At 36.3% G+C, this 18,592-nt stretch carries 11 protein-coding genes and 1 tRNA gene; 5 read left to right on the top strand and 7 right to left on the bottom strand.

From position 1 onward, the window contains the following. Positions 1 to 507: 507 nt before the first annotated feature. The gene (gene gpsA / locus ACFIO3_RS02140) at positions 508 to 1,515 is read left to right on the top strand and encodes an NAD(P)H-dependent glycerol-3-phosphate dehydrogenase (protein WP_375606193.1); all 1,008 of its coding nucleotides are present in this window, start codon (positions 508 to 510) and stop codon (positions 1,513 to 1,515) included. Between the two features lie 1,936 nt (positions 1,516 to 3,451). On the opposite strand, the gene fabI is transcribed toward gpsA, so the two are convergent. From fabI to fabA, 3 genes are read right to left on the bottom strand one after another with little or no spacing between them, the layout of a single operon-like run. Beyond that, complete coding sequence (gene fabI / locus ACFIO3_RS02135) at positions 3,452 to 4,270, bottom strand: enoyl-ACP reductase FabI (protein WP_375606194.1); 819 nt, start codon at positions 4,268 to 4,270, stop codon at positions 3,452 to 3,454. A 48-nt stretch (positions 4,271 to 4,318) separates the two neighbouring features. Next, a complete protein-coding gene (gene fabB / locus ACFIO3_RS02130; RefSeq protein ID WP_375704070.1) occupies positions 4,319 to 5,539 on the bottom strand; it encodes a beta-ketoacyl-ACP synthase I in 1,221 nt (406 codons plus the stop codon). A gap of 57 nt (positions 5,540 to 5,596) precedes the next feature. Beyond that, on the bottom strand, positions 5,597 to 6,106 hold the full coding sequence (gene fabA / locus ACFIO3_RS02125; protein ID WP_375606196.1) for a 3-hydroxyacyl-[acyl-carrier-protein] dehydratase FabA: 510 nt from the start codon (positions 6,104 to 6,106) through the stop codon (positions 5,597 to 5,599). A 232-nt stretch (positions 6,107 to 6,338) separates the two neighbouring features. Between fabA and irrA the strand changes: the two genes are divergently transcribed. Then, positions 6,339 to 6,851 (top strand): iron response transcriptional regulator IrrA, encoded by a 513-nt coding sequence (gene irrA / locus ACFIO3_RS02120; protein WP_375696813.1) that lies wholly within the window; start codon positions 6,339 to 6,341, stop codon positions 6,849 to 6,851. A gap of 46 nt (positions 6,852 to 6,897) precedes the next feature. Here irrA and ACFIO3_RS02115 read toward each other — a convergent pair whose 3' ends face one another. The 4 genes from ACFIO3_RS02115 to ACFIO3_RS02100 form a co-directional block, all read right to left on the bottom strand. Then, the gene (locus tag ACFIO3_RS02115) at positions 6,898 to 7,458 is read right to left on the bottom strand and encodes an SH3 domain-containing protein (RefSeq protein ID WP_375606198.1); all 561 of its coding nucleotides are present in this window, start codon (positions 7,456 to 7,458) and stop codon (positions 6,898 to 6,900) included. A gap of 1,608 nt (positions 7,459 to 9,066) precedes the next feature. Continuing rightward, a complete protein-coding gene (rpsU, locus tag ACFIO3_RS02110) occupies positions 9,067 to 9,300 on the bottom strand; it encodes a 30S ribosomal protein S21 (RefSeq protein WP_273717519.1) in 234 nt (77 codons plus the stop codon). A gap of 185 nt (positions 9,301 to 9,485) precedes the next feature. After that, a complete protein-coding gene (locus ACFIO3_RS02105) occupies positions 9,486 to 11,159 on the bottom strand; it encodes a formate--tetrahydrofolate ligase (protein ID WP_375607842.1) in 1,674 nt (557 codons plus the stop codon). 768 nt (positions 11,160 to 11,927) lie between these two features. Further along, a tRNA-Arg gene (locus ACFIO3_RS02100) sits at positions 11,928 to 12,004 on the bottom strand. Between the two features lie 366 nt (positions 12,005 to 12,370). Here ACFIO3_RS02100 and ACFIO3_RS02095 point away from each other — a divergent pair. The 3 genes from ACFIO3_RS02095 to pgi all read left to right on the top strand — a co-directional run bounded on the left by ACFIO3_RS02095 (position 12,371) and on the right by pgi (position 18,493). Then, complete coding sequence (locus ACFIO3_RS02095; protein WP_375606200.1) at positions 12,371 to 13,510, top strand: efflux RND transporter periplasmic adaptor subunit; 1,140 nt, start codon at positions 12,371 to 12,373, stop codon at positions 13,508 to 13,510. Next, the gene (locus ACFIO3_RS02090) at positions 13,507 to 16,641 is read left to right on the top strand and encodes an efflux RND transporter permease subunit (RefSeq protein ID WP_375606201.1); all 3,135 of its coding nucleotides are present in this window, start codon (positions 13,507 to 13,509) and stop codon (positions 16,639 to 16,641) included. Before ACFIO3_RS02095 ends, ACFIO3_RS02090 begins: the two co-directional genes overlap by 4 nt. Positions 16,642 to 16,828: 187 nt before the next feature. Continuing rightward, positions 16,829 to 18,493, top strand: coding sequence for a glucose-6-phosphate isomerase (pgi, locus tag ACFIO3_RS02085; protein WP_375695875.1), 1,665 nt, complete (start codon positions 16,829 to 16,831; stop codon positions 18,491 to 18,493). Positions 18,494 to 18,592: the final 99 nt, after the last annotated feature.

The following is an 18,592-nucleotide window of genomic DNA, read 5'->3' as shown; positions in this document are numbered from 1 at the left end:
TGCCCATGGGGCAGGGTCTAAGTACGCAAACTCCTGTAGATCAAGCACCTGGTTCAGAAATGCCCATGGGGCAAGATCAAAATACGCAGCAGTTTCCTGTGGAGTAGTTGTTAGAAATATCTACGGAGATGATGCGGCATGTATCAGCTCCGTAGAAGAAATTCGTAGGATATAAAGCAGGAGATAAGTACAAGATATCAGTGGAATGAGTATTATTATTTTGAATATACTTTTAATTTAAAAGAGAAAGTCTGTGGGGTATTTAGTCAATCTTTAATTTTTGAGACAAATAGCTATCTGTAGAATATACAAAAAGTGATGTTTGTAAAATTTTACTACAAAGAAAGAGAATGTGCGCAACAAGTTTTTATATTGTGTGAGATAAAAAAGCTATGAAGCAGTAATATTTTTAGATTTAAAGAATTTATATTAAAGATAGCATTAAAATTATTTGTAATAATAATATGCAATTGAAATCAAAAATTTAGAGAATAATTAGAAAATTTAATGAAAACCGTTGCAATGACAGTTATAGGTGCTGGTTCTTTTGGTACTGCATTAGCGATAGCTCTTGCCCGTAATGGTCATAATGTTTTACTTTGGGGATATAGTCCTCAACATATCAAAGAATTACAGGAACAACGTTGTAATCAAGTATATTTACCCGATATTCAATTTCCTGAAAATTTATTACTTGAAGCTTCCCTTGAAATTGCAATAACGGCAAGTCACAATATATTAATCGCTGTTCCAAGCCATGTATTTCATCAAGTCTTGTATAATATTCAGCCTTATTTAGATCAGCATTCACGCGTTATTTGGGCTACAAAAGGTTTAGAACATGGGACTGGACGTTTCTTACAAGAGGTTGCTCGTGAGATTTTAGGTGAAAAAATTCCTTTAGCTGTTTTTTCTGGACCAACTTTTGCTCAAGAACTAGCTATTGGTTGGCCTACTGCAATGACGATAGCAGCTTCTGATGTTGAGTTTGGTAAAGAATTGCAGCAACTTTTTCATTGTGACAAAAGTTTTAGAGTTTATAAAAGTTCAGATATGATTGGTGTTCAATTAGGGGGGGCAGTCAAAAATGTTATTGCTATTGGTGCAGGAATATCAGATGGCATAGGTTTTGGGGCAAATGCACGAATAGCTCTTATCACACGAGGACTAGCTGAAATCAGTCGTTTAGGGGGGGCTATGGGTGCTGAGCTTGCCACATTTATGGGAATGACAGGCTTAGGTGATCTGGTTTTGACATGTACTGATAATCAGTCGCGTAATCGCCGTTTTGGAATACTTCTTGGTAAAGGAATAGATATAAAAGAAGCAGAAAAACAAATTGGTCAGGTTGTGGAAGGATACTTAAATACCAAGGAAGTACATACGTTGGCGCAGCGTATTGGGGTAGAAATGCCCATTGTAGAACAAATTTATCAAATTCTCTATTGTGGTAAAAACATAACTGAAGCGGCAAACACATTACTAGGCCGCGCCCTCAAGGACGAAATACAATGATATCCTGTTTATTAATAATTCCAATCGTAAAAAATAGAAACATGCTATGATAGACATATAAAATAGATTGTATTAATGGTTGTATAAGGCAGTCATATTCCAGCAAATTATAGATTCATATCATTCGATTCTTTATGAAACATGGCTGAAATATAAAAGTTTTTGCTTTTGTCTAAGAGCTATCTCTTTTAAGATAAATTATCGTTTCCACTTACACATGTTTATGTAATGTAATGAACAAGATACTTTTATTGTCTCTTAAATTCATCTCACAATGATATTTGCAAACAGAATAATACAAGACTCATTAGGTAGAAGCATCTTATTTATGTAACGTATAAGCTAAGAATATTGGGGAAGGGATATTGTGAATCTCTGTTTTTGTAATTTTTTAAAACAAGAAGACAATCTAATTTGGGAAGAAGATGAAATTTTAAAGCTGAAAATCAGTTCCCATTTCTACAATCATTTTTAAATTCAGTTTTATGCTATCTTAAAGCAATATCTTTTAAATAATGGAGATTATCTCACACCTTTATTTTCTCATTTTCTAATGAAAGCATTTCTCTGATGTATCAGGTAAAATAGAACGCCAAAAAAACACGATTGCTGTTGCATACTCACGTGCTTGTTTTAAAGAGACCTCTCTTAAAATTCCCAAGTCCAATTTGCGACGGTGACCGTGAATAGTGTAACGATAAAGCTATTGTGCGCATCCCCATCTTTACGTTTATGAAGGAGGAAGACGAGCATCATTACACCTCCCAATGTTGAGACAGCTCTTGGCACTTGAAGCTGTTCAGTAGAGATATTTAAGCCTTTTATTCTCTCACATGTCAATTTTGTTTTTTATATGCAAGAAATGATTTTTGGAATTATAACTTTGAAAGTCTAAGATTGAAAAAAATATTATTGTACTTGTTTGTGGCTGTCATTTAAGCTGAAAAATAATGTGATTATAAAGATAAAAAATTGATTTATATGAATAATTCATTTTATTTTTGTATTGAGTTAATTAAAAATATGTGTTTGCTTGTCACAAGCGGGTTAGTATGTGGATAAAAATTATTAAAAATACTTCTAATGAATCATCTCAAGTGTCAAGGGTTGTTTCAACATTAGAACATGGCAAGTAAAATGACAGTGTCAGTTTGTCATCTGTATAAACATTAAAATGGTGGTGAAAAAAGGATTTTATGTACTTCACAGGGATTTTTATATGTTTTACAGGTACCATTGTGAAATGGAATGGCGTGCATTGAGAGATATCTTTAAAAAAAATGCATGAAAGAGCAACAGCTATAGTATTTTTAGGCGTTCTATTTTAACTGATACATTAGAGAAATGCTTTCATTAAAGAATGAGAAAAATAAAGGTGTGAGGTAAAGCGTAACCTCCATTATTAAAAAAACATTGATATAGATGCTTTTAAAATCGTAAAGCCTCATTAAAGAATAATAGTAAGATTAATGATTGATTTCTTTACGCCTTCATATTCTTCCTAAATTAGATTGTATTTGCGTTTCAAGAATAAATCAAACGGTAGGAATATTTTTTTCAATTTGCTATACAAAAGCTGAAACTAAGGGTTTTAATAATTCTCTAATCTCTGTTTCAAACTGGGGTGGCATGAGGGTTGGATATTGATTTATAAACAATGGCAAAAGCGTATGCTTTAGTAAGGTAAATAACGTCATAAATACACACTTTATCAACCATGGATTGAAGAAATATTCCGGCTTTTATAAAATATTTTGCGAAACAAGGCATAGTACATCTGGTTTTGTGTTCACTTATTCTTACAAACATTTGCACATATGCCTTACGTCATATTATTATAAGTCAATACACTTTATATAGTTGAGAACGTACTCAATACCCGACTAAAGCACTATGTACATGATTGATTTTATTTTTTAGTGCAATGAAATAAAAATTATCCTTCTTGGGAATCGTCACTTTTTTTTAGTTCTTCAAGTATTGGCATAGACATGATGTTATAGCCTGAATCAACATAATGGATTTCACCTGTAACACCTGATGATAAGTCAGAGAGTAGATAAAGAGCAGATTTTCCAATTTCATGAATATTCACGGTACGACGTAATGGGGCATTACGGCGTTGATGTGAAAATATTGCCCGTGCAGCTGCAATACCATTACCTGCTAAGGTTCTAACAGGACCAGCGGAAATTGCATTGACGCGGATATTTTGAGGACCAAAGTCCGCTGCTAAATAACGTACCATAGCTTCTAAAGCTGCTTTAGCAACACCCATGATGTTATAATTAGGCACAACTTGCTGTGAAGCACCATAGGTAAGAGTTAAAAGTGTTCCTCCATTGGGCATAAGTTTACCCGCGCGCTGGGCAATTTCAGTAAAGGAATAAGCTGAAATAACCATCGTGCGTTGAAAGTTTTCACGTGTTGTGACATCAACGTAACGCCCTTTTAGCTGATTTTTATCTGAAAAACCAATGGCATGGACAATAAAATCAATTGTTTTCCATTCTTTTTCAAGTTGTTCAAAGACGTAATCAATATTTTCACTTTTCTCAACGTCACACTCTAGCACTAATTTGCAACCAAGTTTATCTGCTAGGGGATGAACACGTTTTCCAAAAGCATTTCCTTGATAAGTCAACGCTAATTCAGCTCCTGCTTGTGCGAGCTGACAGGCAATGCCCCAAGCAATTGAATGGTCATTCGCAATTCCCATAATAAGGCCGCGTTTGCCCTCCATCAAACCTTTCATATTATTCTCCGTAAGACCGTACTTTTTTCAATTACTAAGAACTTTTGTTTATACATAACGTTGGAAAACAAGCGTTGCATTGGTACCGCCAAAGCCAAAAGTATTTGACAATACGGTATTCAGTTGTTGATGATCACGTCGTTCACGAACGATAGGCATATCAGCAAAAGCTGGATCAAGTTCTTCAATATGGGCACTTTCACAAATAAAATTATGATTCATCATTAACAATGTATAGATTGCTTCGTGAACACCTGCTGCTCCCAGGGAATGTCCTGTTAGAGATTTGGTAGCGGAAATAGGGGGGCATTGATCACCAGCTCCAAAGACACGACGGATAGCTTTTATCTCAGGAGGGTCACCAACAGGAGTTGCTGTCGCATGGGGATTGATATAATCAATTTTATTATTGACTGTTGCAAGGGCCATGCGCATGCATCGTTCTGCTCCCTCTCCTGATGGGGCAACCATATCATGTCCATCGGATGTTGCACCGTATCCAACGATTTCTCCGTAGATTTTTGCACCACGTGCTTTAGCAAGTTCTAAATCTTCAAGAACTAAAACGCCAGCCCCTCCAGCAATGACAAAACCATCACGATTAACATCATAAGCGCGTGAAGCTTTGTGAGGGGTGTCATTATATCTGCTGGACATAGCGCCCATGGCATCGAATAAAACAGAGAGTGTCCAATCCAAATCTTCGCAGCCACCAGCAAAGATGCGCTTCTGTTTACCATATTGAATTATTTCGTAAGCATTACCAATACAATGATTGGAGGTAGCACAAGCTGAAGAGATTGAATAATTGATCCCTTTTATTTTAAAGAAAGTTGCTAATGTTGCAGATGCTGTAGAACTCATCGCTTTAGGGACAACAAAAGGTCCAATACGTTTTGGACCTTTTTGGCGTGTAATGTCAGCAGCTTCTACGATTGCATGTGTTGAAGCACCTCCAGAACCCATAATAATACCCGTGTGTTCGTTCGATACTTCATGCGGTTCTAGACCTGCATCAGCAATTGCTTGATCCATAGCGATGTGATTCCATGCTGTTCCACGCCCATGAAAACGGAGAGCACGTCGATCTACGAGTTCTTCTATATTAATATCAGGTTTGCCATAAACTCTGCTACGAAAGCCTAATTCAGCATATTGAGGTGCGTAAGAAATTCCGGATTTTGCTTCACGTAAACTAGTTAAAACAGCTCCAGGATTATTTCCAATTGCGGAGACAATTCCCATTCCGGTTACAACAACTCGACGCATTCATACCTCCTCGTTCCATACAGAATAGTGAAAAGTTTTTTCTGATGGAAACAATGTTCAATCTTCTTTGAATAAAGCAACGCGTAAATCGTTTGCCTTATAAATAGTCTCTCCATCTGCTTTTAGCCACCCATCAGCTATTCCTAAGACTAAATTTCCACGTCGAATACGCTTAAAATCTATTTCATATTCAAGAATTTTGGTTTGTGGAGTTACCATCCCTGATAACTTTACTTCACCTGTTGATATCGCTCTCCCTTTTCCTGGTTCGTTTAGCCAACCAAGAAAAAAACCTGTTAATTGCCACATACCATCCAGTCCGAGACATCCTGGCATAACGGGATCGCCTATAAAGTGACAATTAAAGAACCACATGTCTGGTGTAATGTCAAATTCGGCGCGAACCATTCCTTTATCGTATTTACCTCCAGTTTCACTAATTTGAGTGATTCGATGAATCATCAACATTGGCGGTGCTGGCAATTGCGCATTACCTCTACCAAACATTTCGCCGCGAGCGCAGCTTAGAAGCTCTTCATACGTGTAGCGAGACTTTTGTTCAGCCATTGTTACTCCATTTATTTGCATATATCTTTAATTTCTGCGCTTTTCCCAACCTACTTTTAGAGCAAATTTTAAAGAGAGGGAAATGGTTTTATATCATTTTTAATGACAAAAGCCTTTTTTTATGTATTCTACATAGGTAATTATTTAAAAATGGAATACAAGATTACACCATACTATTCCCATTTTTTTGTATTTTGATCTTATTTAGCAGGAATATATTTGAGTTTGTAATATGTCAGTGAGTGCAGACAATTTAGATATGAATGAAGAGCAACAGTCCACAAAAGAGTGTAGAAAAGTTGTGCAATATTATTCCATTTCTATGTTAGAAAAACGTTTGCGTCAAAATGGTCTGCGTCCAACACGTCAGCGGTTGGAACTTGCACATATGATTTTTTCTCAAGGAAATCGTCATATTACTGCTGAAGAGCTCTATGAGGAAGCGGTGAGGGCAGGTGTACCTGTGTCTTTAGCAACGGTTTATAATACACTTCATCAATTTACGGAAGCGGGATTATTACGGATTATTGCCGTAGAAGGCTCAAAAACTTGGTTTGATACCAATACCTCTGATCACTACCATTTTTATATAGAAGGCGAAAATCGTATTCTTGATATTCCTTATAATTTGGAAGAAGCTCCCATTATTAGAAATTTGCCTAAGCCACCAGAAGGTATGGAAATTTCACATATTGATTTAATCGTGCGATTGAAACCAAAAAATCAATCTTGTGATAGGCAGTGAGGATATTCAATGAGGAATAAAAATTAAACTTGTTGAGTTTGAGCATTCACCAGCCTTTTACTTTTTCATCAGGATAGATTCCCCATAACTGGGGTTGTTGAAGCCATCCGCGTGTATTATTAATGTTTAGTTCGCACCATTGTCCATCACATTGGCGGATATTACCAATGACGTTAGGTTCTACTTCCGCCACAAGTTCTGCGTTGTCGGTGGGTTTTTTTCGTAGCATCAGCCTTTTTGTTTTATCTTTTTGCCATGGAATAGTTATAGCAGTTCGCTTTCCCGATAAAAGCGATTGATACACCCACCCCTCATCGCCTTCTGCATCACGAATTTTGCGCCATTGATCATATTCTTGGATGATTTCAATAGGTAACCCCTTCTTTTGGTAGGTAAAAATGATAGAATAGTTGCTTCCTGGTCCGACGCGTACATTAACACGGGTAGGTTTAATCGAAGCAAATCGCGGAAGTGGTAAACCACTGGGCCCTAAATTTTGATTAAATGTTTGTGCATGCAACAAATGAGGTGAAACTAATACAATGACTGTTGCTATTAAGATACATGATGCGAGTATTGAAACGCGAAACCAACGAGAACTTTGCACACCGAACTCCTTTATTTCATCATATATTGGAAATTTAAAATCTGAAAGATAAGACTGGAAACTGATAAAAAGTATGACACACTGCTCGTTAAAGAGATCTAAACGATGAAAAAATTGCTACAAAAATATCAAAATAAGGAAAACAAAAGGTTTGTATTTCTTAGTGCTTATCTTGTTTATGAGGGGGTAGATATAAATAAACATTGGATTTTTATGTAGCTGTGCGCGTGATAAAACAGTAAAGTGTACAGGAAATTAGGGCTAAAGTATTGCATCTCTTTTCTAAGTTTGTTTCTCGAAGTAAAAGTGCATGTATGCATATTATGAACAAAGAGCTGTTCAGTAAAGGGATTATTGTGTGGCTTGAAAAGAGTTTTGAATGAACAAAATAATACGGTAAATAAAAACAGTTAAGCGTAAAAATATGAGCAGCATTGTAGAGTAGATTGATATATGAAGGGCTAACAGGATACTTTTTCGTGATAATCCACTTTATAAAATTTGCTACATTATAATTTTATGCCATGATAATCCTTATTCGTATGGTAGATAAGCTGGCTCCATCGTTCTATTTACCAGCTTTCAATGTTATGCAGTTCCTATTATTTATGGTGTTCATAAGAAGCCTTTTTGTTTTTTCTTAAATAGCTTTTATTCTATTTGCATACGAATCCCGCTTATGATGTACAAGAAGATAATCTTGATTGATTCAATATGAGAGGGTGTATGATGAGAGCTTTACGGTATTCATAGTTATTATTTAATATGAAAAACGCTTATTTATAATAATAAATCAATATGTTATACATTTTAATCGTTATTTAAATTGTAAAAATATTTTCATAAAAAATGATAAGATAAGGCACATATTCACACATATTAAAATCACAGTGGTTTCTTTGTTTATTGTCAATTTTCTTTTATACTGAGTTAGAGAAAAAGAAAATTAAATGAAATATTCAGGGGAAGGTTTGCTCGATACGCTATGAGGTGAATAACATAATTGATGAGGGGAAGAAATTTATCAAGAAAAACCAAGCTGTAATGCAGTGGTTAAAATTCTTCCCTTTGTAAAGGGATAAAATCAAAAGATATCGAAAATTATGGAATCATTTCGTTATATAAGTGAAGGGAACGAGGATTATGTATTTGATATCATATCTCTACACATACATAATCGCATATTGCAATAGTGATTTGTGCTTTGCAATATAATCTAGAATTTTCGAAAGATGCAGAATATTTTAATAGAAAAAAAGAAAACCAGCACGTGAGCGGTACATAAGAAAGAGCTATTTGAGAGATGAAAAACTATAGCAAAATGCCATTACAAAATATCCAGTACTCTCTCCTTAATTTTGTACAGCAATAAGTCGATTTAAAGAACCGAACTGCAGCTTGTTATGCAGTGCTTGAAATGCCGAAGAGTGGAGTAAAAATCACTGCATTTATAGACCCAAAACACCCATTATGCTCAGATAATTCTAAATACTATAACACACGCCTTATGAGAAAAACTCATTTACAATATTCTATAAGTACAAAATTTCTGATAGCCTATTTACACTACAATTCATGCCATTTTGATAACGCATACACAAAAGCATATTACTTCACTGCAACAGTTCGTCCGTTACTAACAAAACCTTCTCTTTGTGCACGCTTACGAGCAAGCTTACGTGTACGACGAATAGCCTCAGCTTTTTCACGAGCACGCCTCTCAGATGGCTTCTCATAATAACTACGCATTTTCATTTCACGGAAGATACCTTCACGCTGCATCTTTTTCTTCAACGCGCGGAGCGCTTGATCAACATTATTATCACGAACGAGTACTTGCACTATTTATCCTGCTTTTTTCAGTGTCACAAATAATAGAAAAATCTACGTCCTTTTAAAGGCATATCCAAAAGAACAAGCGCTTATATCATATAAATAAGACATTTGTCTATATCGCTTTTAAAAATTCTATTTTTTTTGTAATAAAATGCTTTTTATAATGAATGATAGAGTTCATGATTATAAACTCATGAAAGTCCTTGTATTTGATCATTTTCATCAAGATGAATTTTTTCAGCCGTGGGATAATGGGGTAGTCCAGGCATGGTCATAACATCTCCGCAAATGACAACGATAAAGCCGGCTCCCGCACAGAGACGAATTTCTCGTACGGGAATTTCAAAATCAACAGGCGCACCATATTGCTTGGGATCAGCAGAAAAAGAATAAGGTGTTTTTGCCATACAAATAGGGTAGGCGCCAAAACCTTCTTTTTCCCAAGATTCAAGTTGTTTGAGAATAGGGGCTGAGATAATGGCGCCACGCCCACCGTATAGCTTTGTTATAATACAATTAATTTTTTGAACGAGGGGAATATCATCTTGATAGAGAATCTTAAAATGAGATTTTTTTTCTTCAATCAAGGTAACGAGTTCTTGTGCAAGTTCTATAGCGCCTTTCCCACCTTGTTCCCAATGCTTACAGATAATAGCTTTGTGTCCAGTTGTTGCAACTATTTTCTGTAATGTTTTTATTTCGGCATCGCGATCGCTGTCAAAATGATTGATAGCCACAACACAAGGAATACCGTAGTGCTTCATATTTTTTATGTGTCGTAAAAGATTAGCTGCTCCTTTTTCTAAAGCGGTGATATTTTCTTCTGTCAGGTTATTTTTATCCACACCACCATTCATTTTTAATGCACGAATAGTTGCGACGATCACGGTAGCATTTGGTACAATACCTGCTTGCCGACATTTGATGTCGAAAAACTTTTCTGCTCCAAGATCGGCTCCAAATCCTGCTTCTGTGACAACATAATCAGCGAGTTTTAAAGCAGTTTTTGTTGCTATAACTGAGTTGCAGCCATGAGCAATATTAGCAAAAGGTCCTCCATGAACGAGAACAGGGTTATTTTCAATTGTCTGTACGAGATTGGGTTGTATAGCATCTTTTAGAAGAACTGCCATTGCACCTTCTGCATTAAGATCAGCAACGGTGATGGGCGTTTTATCATAACGATAAGCAACAATAATTTTCTTGAGTCTTTGTGTAAGGTTTTCTAAATTTTCAGAGAGACAAAGAAGCGCCATAATTTCTGATGCAACAGTAATATCAAAACCTGTTTGGCGTGGAAAACCATTTGTTATGCCCCCTAATGAAATGACAATATCGCGCAATGCACGATCATTCATATCAAGAACGCGTTTCCAAACAATGCGACGTGGATCAATGTTTAGAGTATTTCCCCAATAAAGATGATTATCTATCATTGCGGCAAGAAGATTATGAGCAGCTGTAATAGCATGAAAATCACCGGTAAAATGTAAATTAAGGTCATCCATTGGAATGACTTGCGCATAACCACCACCAGCAGCACCGCCTTTTACACCAAAACAGGGACCTAAAGATGGTTCTCTCAAGGTAGCTATTGTTTTTTTACCAATAAGATTAAGAGCATCACTTAGTCCAACTGTTGTTGTTGTTTTGCCTTCTCCGGCAGGTGTGGGATTGATAGCTGTGACAAGGATAAGTTTACCATCTGGATTTTTATTAAGCGATTTTATGTATTCAGAAGAAATTTTAGCTTTATCATGGCCATAGGGAATGAGATTTTCATGTGAGATACCAATTTTTTGTGCAATTTCAATAATATGTTGCTTTTTAGCAGTGCGAGCAATTTCAATATCAGTTTTAGGCATGGAAAAATTCTTTAAATTCAGCTTTTATTAATGTTTGAAATCTGTACCCATGGATTAATTAGAAAAATTCATAGAGAACAGAAAAATATTAAGATATCATAGAAATCGATGATATGCCATGCAAGAGATAATGCTAAAGAAGCACAAGAAGAGTTTTATTGTTTTTTAGGAAAAAGAATCTTTTTGCCTTTAAGCAGTAAAAATACGTTTAATTCAATTAAAAATATTGCGAAAAGAAGCTTTGGTTTGCAACAAATGCTGATGATATTAATGGATACCATAAGTGTTTCATAGTAGTATGTTCGAGAAGTAGTTTATTTATTCTTTCCAACAACACACTGAAAAAGCTTCACATGGTGGTAAACCGGAATTTATGGCGGCACATCTGAAATCCCTCTTAAGATGGGACTGCTAGGAATAAAATATCTAGAAACATTCAGTTATGGAACAATTAGAAATAAGCACGTAAAAATTACCTAACTGAGTAGAGAGTATAATCCGGAAGAGACCAAAAACAAGCGCATAGATTGAAAAAAGAAAACAACAACATACGCTACTCATGTAATCGCTACGATTATAAGCTAATAAAAGCACCTTAGAGCTGAATTGAAGGACTCATAACATTTTATTCTAGCAAAATGGCTAAAGAAACGCCCCACAACAGAATGAAATAACAAAATACAAAATAATAGATCACAAAATAAAGAATTTAAAAAGTCTGACTTTATAAGTAAGATATTGATAGATGATAAGTAAGATATTGATAGATGGCGCACCCGAAGAGATTCGAACTCCTGACCCCCAGATTCGTAGTCTGGTGCTCTATCCAGCTGAGCTACGGGTGCATACATTTCAATTTTTTACATTGTCTAAGACAAAGGGTTCCTAATCGTTTCATTAAAGAAATGCAAGTGAAACTTGAGTCGTCATAAAAAAAATCTCTTTTTTTTATGATATATTTTAAAAAAGGATATAATATATTATGGCTTCAGTTGGTTTTGATATGAACATTTTTTTGTCATGACCATACAAAGCAATATGAACGATAGTTAACTTGACGTTTTAATCTATGAAAGATAGTCAAGCAGAGATGAGATGTGTTTTTTGCGGTGGGGTAAGATATATACACCCGCTGTTGGGTTTTTGTGTAAAACGCCGATATTACTGTTGAAAACTATTTCAGATGAACATGACACAGCAAGGGCGGATGTATGGCGTTATTAAAAAAGATCTTTCCATTAGTGTTTTTAATCGTTGTTTTAACGGTTACTTATTGGGTTGGAAAAAAGAGTGCAGACCAACCCATTTCTATGGTGGATAAAACAAGAGTATCGTATAAAGATTCAAATGGAAAAATGAGAAAACCACCGGTAAAGGTTGTCGTTGATCTTGTAAAAAATCAAGATTTTTATGAACAACTTAACGTTCTAGGGAGTGGACAAGCACTTGCAGAAGTCGAGCTCACCCCTTTATCTCCAGGTGTTATTGATAAGCTTTTTGTGTCAGCTGGTACAAAAGTACAAGTAGGTGATGTGATTGCAAAGCTTGATTCTAAAAAAGAGGAAATAGCGGCTGCAAAAGCAAAAGTACAACGTGATAATAATGCGTTAACGCTTTCGCGCATTCTTAAATTACGTGCTAGCAATACAGCAACAGAAGTTCAAGAAATTACAGCACGCTTAGAGTTGGATAATGCAAATTTAGTTTTGCGTAATGCTGAATTAGATCTCGATCGGCGAACAATTCGTGCACCGATTCCTGGGGTTGTTGGTATTTTGCCTGTTGATGCGGGGAATAACGTGACCCTTAATACTGTAATAGGCCGTATTGAGAATAGAGAACGTATTTTGGTCGACATATGGGCTCCTGAACGATATGTGTCGCGCATCCATAAAGGAGATGAGGTAACGGCAACATTAACTGCGCAGCCAGACAAATCTTTTGTTGGTCATATTTATGCGATTGATAATATCGTTGATCCAGAAAGTCGCACACTTCATGCTCAGGTTGAAATTAATAATGAAAAAGATACGCTTATGTCTGGTATGTCTTTTTCTGTTGCCTTGCAATTTCATAGTGGTTCTTTCCCTGTCGTTAATCCTCTTGCGGTTCAATGGAACAGTAAAGGGTCATTCGTTTGGCGTGTGAGAGAAGGGAAAGTAGAGGCTATACCCGTATCAATTATTCAGCATAAAGCAGATCAAGTTTTCGTAAAAGCACCCCTAGAAAATGGTGATCAAGTTGTCATTCAAGGAGTACAAATGCTTTATCCAGGAAGTAAAGTAACGATTGATGATCCAAAGTCTCATCAACAGCAATTACCAGCAGTTTACGGAACGGATATACAATGAGCCAAGAATTGAGCACAAAACAGCCGATGTCACAGGTCGAGCAAGGTGGTCTCATTACCTTATTTATTCGCAGACCGGTTTTTACTTTTGTTTTAAATGCTATGATCATCATTGCAGGATTTGCAGCATGGTTAAATGTTGATGTAAGAGAATTACCTGATGTTGATACTCCCGTAACAACGATTGTGACGGTGTTTTCTGGTGCGTCGGCAGAAACAATTGATCGTGAAGTTACAAAAATTATAGAAGATGCTGTTTCTCGTGTTTCAGGTGTTAAGACGATTTCTTCAACGTCTTCTTTTGGGCGCTCCCGTGTGCAGATTAATTTTAATGTTGGTGTTGATTTGAATGTTGCAGCATCTGATATTCGTGATGCCCTGTCTCGCATTACGTATACTTTACCGAAAGATGCGGATTCGCCTTTGATTATTAAAGCAGATTCCAATGCTGCTGCCATGATGTATTTGGTTGTGACGTCACCAACAATGAGTGTTGATGATTTAACCACGATTGTAGACGATCAGATTGTTGATGCAATTTCCGCTGTTGATGGTGTTGGTGATGTACAGGTTGATAGCGCTCGCACAAAGATTTTTCAGATTGATATAGATCAAGCAAAACTTGCAAGTTATGGATTAACCGTAGCAGATGTTTCTCGTGTTCTTGCTGATATGACAACGGATGTGCCAGTAGGATCATTACGCAATTCTACGCAAAATTTAGTTGTGCGTGCTACTGCACGTTTAACAACACCAGAATCTTTTGAACAAGTTGTTTTAAAACCTCATGTACATCTTGGTGATGTTGCGCATGTCACTTTATCGCCGGATATAGAAAAGGTTATTCTCCGTATCAATGGAAAGACAGGTATTGGATTAGGAATTGTGCGTAAAGCACAATCCAACACTCTTAATATTTCTGAAGGAGTGAGAACCGTTGTTGATAATCTCAAAAGTATTGTTCCTTCTTCTGTACATATAGACGTTATTAATGACGATGCAGTTTTTATTAAAAGCGCTCTTCATGAGGTTGAAGTTGCGTTGGTTATTGCTATTTTGAGTGTTATCTTGGTCATTTTTCTTTTTCTCAGAGACATTCGTGTAACGCTGATACCTGCTGTATCTCTTCCTGTCGCTTTGATTGGTACCATTGCAGCTATTTATCTTGTAGGATTTTCATTAAATATTCTCACATTTTTAGGACTTGTTTTAGCAACAGGGCTTGTTGTGGATGATGCTATTGTTGTTCTTGAGAATATTGTTCGGTGGCGCAACATGGGTTTAGGGTCTAGGGCTGCGGCGGTGATAGGAACACGTGAAGTATTTTTTGCTGTTTTAGCAACAACATTGACTTTAGTGGCTGTGTTTGTTCCTATTTCCTTTCTTCCTGGGCAAGTTGGAGGTCTTTTTAGAGAATTTGGTTTTGTTTTGGCAATTTCTATTTTGCTTTCTTCAGTTGTTGCCTTAACGCTTTGTCCCATGTTGGCTTCGCGTTTTCTCAAAGAACATATTGAGGAGAAAGAGGAAGAGTCCCATCATTTTGCTTTTTTATATAAATTAGGTACTTTTTTTCATAAGGCATATACTTACAGTTTGCATAAGTGTTTAGAAAAGCCTTGGGCTGTTGTTTTTGCTTCACTTATTTTTGCGGGTCTTTGTGTTGGAGGCTATACGAAGCTACAACAGGAATTAACGCCAGCAGAAGACAGAGCTGTGATCTTTTTGGTTATTAATGGACCACAAGGTATTTCAACACAATATTTGAACGAGCAAGTAGAGCAAATTGAAGCAAGTCTACAGCCATTACGTGATGCAGGGGAGATTGCTAACAGTTACTCTATTGCGGGTGCTGGTGGTTCACCCAATACTGCTTTTTTGATTTTATTGCTTTCGTCTTGGGATAAACGTTTACGGAGTCAGCAAGAAATCGTGAAAGATATTAATGAAAAGGTTAAACAGTTTCCCGCAGTTTTTGTGTTTGCTGCGCAGGGAAATTCTCTGGGTGTGAGAGGAACTGGGCAAGGATTACAATTTGCAATTCTTGGCAATGATTATGCAACATTACAACCCATTGCTGATAAGCTGGTGAGTACTTTACAAGATGATCCGCGTTTTATTCGCCCACGTCTTACTGTTGATGCAACACAACCGCAATTTTTCATTGAAATCAATCGAAAAAAAGCCTCCGATTTAGGGATTGATATCACCAATTTGGGCGATACATTACAAGCAATGTTGGATGGTAAAAAGATTGGTTCCATTAACGTGGATGATCATTCTTACGATGTTAAATTGATGTCGCGTAAAAATTCTATGAAGAGTCCTAGTGATTTAGAAAACATTTTTTTAAAGACCAAAGACAATCGATATGTTCCTTTATCGGTTATTGCACGTTTACATGAAAAAGCTATCTCTCCCCAATTAAAACGGGAAAAACGCATGAGTGCTGTTATTTTAAGCGCAAATCTTGCTCCAGGTATTGCTTTAGGGGAAGCTTACCAAACGGTACAGAAAATTGCTTCTCCTTTGTTATCGAAAGGGACCTATATAGTTCCCTTAGGGGAAGCTGAAACGCTTAATGAAACATCCTCCGGTTTTATGATTGTTTTTGGCATTGCCTTTTTGATTATTTTATTGATTTTGGCAGCTCAGTTTGAAAGCTTTATTTCAGGATTTATTATCATGGCCACTGTCCCATTAGGGATTGGTTGTGCTGTAATTGCTATGCTATTGAGTGGTGTGAGTCTGAATATTTACAGCCAAATTGGATTAATTTTGTTAATTGGCGTTATGGCGAAAAATGGTATTCTTATTGTTGAATTTGCAGATCAATTACGTGATCAGGGAAGAAGCGTGCGTGAAGCCGTAGAAGAAGCAGCAAACATTCGCCTTCGTCCAGTTTGCATGACAATGATTTGTGCCATTTTAGGAGGTATTCCTTTGGTTTTAGCCAAAGGTGCTGGCGCAGAAGCGCGTATAGCTTTAGGTTGGGTTATCGTTGGTGGTTTAGGTTTAGCAACTATTTTTACGCTTTATGTTACACCGGTTGTTTATCTTTTTTTAGGGCGTTTTATAAGACCAAAAGCAGAAGAAGCTATATTATTAACAAAAGAACTCAATAAAGTTAAATGATGTATCGAGTGGAAAAGATTTAAAAGTTTATTCTTGTAAAAATATCATCTTCAAATCTTATTTTTTACTTTTATATTCCTTAGTTTTTATGTGAACAGTAAAGATAGGGAGCAATAAAGGAGATGCTTTCTGCTTTGTTATTGTTTGGGCATAGATTTCATTGTCAATAACTGTATAGGATAAGCTTATGGGAGATAGCTTTTCGATTCGAAATGAAAAGGCTTTTGAAGCCGCATTAAATGCTTTAAGGAGCCATGCCGCAAAGGATGGGGTCTATGATATTCGTCGACATTTTTTAGCAGATGAACAGCGTTTTTCCCATTTTTCTCTCAGACTTGATGATCTTCTTTTCGATTTTTCAAAATGTGGGGTAACATTTAAAACATTGCAACTTTTAGATGATTTAGCTGTTGCAGCAGATGTGTTAGGACGGCGTGATGCAATGTTTTCTGGTCAAGCGATTAATACAACTGAAAAACGCTCGGTTCTTCATATTGCATTACGTTTACCTGCTGACGAAATTTTCATGTTGGATGGCCATGATCTTATTCGCGATATTCAAGATGTTCTTGAAGATATGGAAAGATTTTCTGAAAAGGTACGTGATGGAAGCTACAAGGGAAGCAATGGAGAGAGAATAAGTGATATTGTAAACATTGGTATTGGTGGATCTGATCTTGGTCCTGCAATGGTTACATATGCTTTAAAACCTTATCATGATGGTCCACGTTGTCATTTTGTTTCTAACGCTGACAGTGCTCATATTTCTGATACTCTCTCTATTTTGAATCCAGCAACAACGCTGTTTGTCATTGCTTCTAAAACTTTTACAACGGCTGAAACAATGGTAAATGCTCAAGTTGCACGTCAGTGGATTTGTTCACATTTAGGAGAAGAAGCCATTTGCACGCATTTTGTTGCTGTTTCGAGTGCGCTTGATAAAGTGGCAGAATTTGGCATAGATTCGACAAGAGTTTTTAAATTTTGGAATTGGGTTGGAGGGCGTTATTCAATTTGGTCAGCCATTGGGCTTGTTGTGATGTTTGCAATAGGTGGTCGAAATTTTCGCCAATTTCTCAATGGTGCTTTGCAAATGGACCAACATTTTAAAACCATGCCTTTGCATAAAAATATTCCTATTCGTTTTGCTCTTTTAGGGTTTTGGCATCGTGTTATTTGTGGTTATTCATCACGCTCTATTATTCCCTATGCGCAGCGTTTAATACATTTTCCAGCTTATTTACAACAGCTTGATATGGAATCAAATGGTAAGCAAGTCTCGCTGGATGGAAAACCATTAAGTTTTTCAAGTGGTCCAATTGTTTGGGGTGATTCAGGCACAAATAGTCAACATGCTTTTTTTCAGCTTCTGCATCAAGGAACAGATGTTATTCCTGTAGAATTTATTTTATTTATAAAAGGGCATGAGAAAAATTTACATTCTATGTATGAGATGTTGCTAGCAAACTGTTTAGCACAGTCAAAAGCCTTGATGAAGGGGCGTAGTATTGAAGATGCTCAGCATATCTTGATAAAAAATGGAGTTGATGAACGTGAAGCAGGTTATTTAGCTCTTCATAGAAGTTTTAAAGGAAACCGTCCCAGCATTACGCTGGTTCAGGATTTATTAACACCTTTTGCACTCGGTCGTCTTATTGCGCTTTATGAACATCGTACTTTTGTTGAAGGGATTTTAATGAATATTAATTCATTTGATCAATGGGGTGTTGAACTTGGTAAAGAATTAGCAAATGAGTTACTACCAATTCTTCGTGGAGAAAGTAAAGCGGATAATCGTGATAGTTCAACATTAGGGTTGCTAGCACATATTCAAGTAAGACGTGCAAAATAAATATAATTTTACAGTAGTTTTTGTACTAACTAAGCAAAAGTAGAATGAGAAAGAAATATGAGATAATTCTTTAATTTTACTATGCGTTCTCTTATTATC

It is taken from the genome of Bartonella sp. AD328YNZD (genome assembly GCF_042196425.1).
Note: the sequence above shows the minus strand (reverse complement) of the source record. Positions and strands in the feature narration are given on the sequence as shown.

Coding starts and splice junctions, on each gene's coding strand:
- fabI (WP_375606194.1), bottom strand. CDS start 4,270: ATGAAAGGTTTGATGGAGGGCAAACGCGGCCTTATTATGGGAATTGCG.
- fabB (WP_375704070.1), bottom strand. CDS start 5,539: ATGCGTCGAGTTGTTGTAACCGGAATGGGAATTGTCTCCGCAATTGGA.
- ACFIO3_RS02095 (WP_375606200.1), top strand. CDS start 12,371: ATGGCGTTATTAAAAAAGATCTTTCCATTAGTGTTTTTAATCGTTGTT.
- pgi (WP_375695875.1), top strand. CDS start 16,829: ATGGGAGATAGCTTTTCGATTCGAAATGAAAAGGCTTTTGAAGCCGCA.
- fabA (WP_375606196.1), bottom strand. CDS start 6,106: ATGGCTGAACAAAAGTCTCGCTACACGTATGAAGAGCTTCTAAGCTGC.
- ACFIO3_RS02105 (WP_375607842.1), bottom strand. CDS start 11,159: ATGCCTAAAACTGATATTGAAATTGCTCGCACTGCTAAAAAGCAACAT.
- irrA (WP_375696813.1), top strand. CDS start 6,339: ATGTCAGTGAGTGCAGACAATTTAGATATGAATGAAGAGCAACAGTCC.
- ACFIO3_RS02090 (WP_375606201.1), top strand. CDS start 13,507: ATGAGCCAAGAATTGAGCACAAAACAGCCGATGTCACAGGTCGAGCAA.
- gpsA (WP_375606193.1), top strand. CDS start 508: ATGAAAACCGTTGCAATGACAGTTATAGGTGCTGGTTCTTTTGGTACT.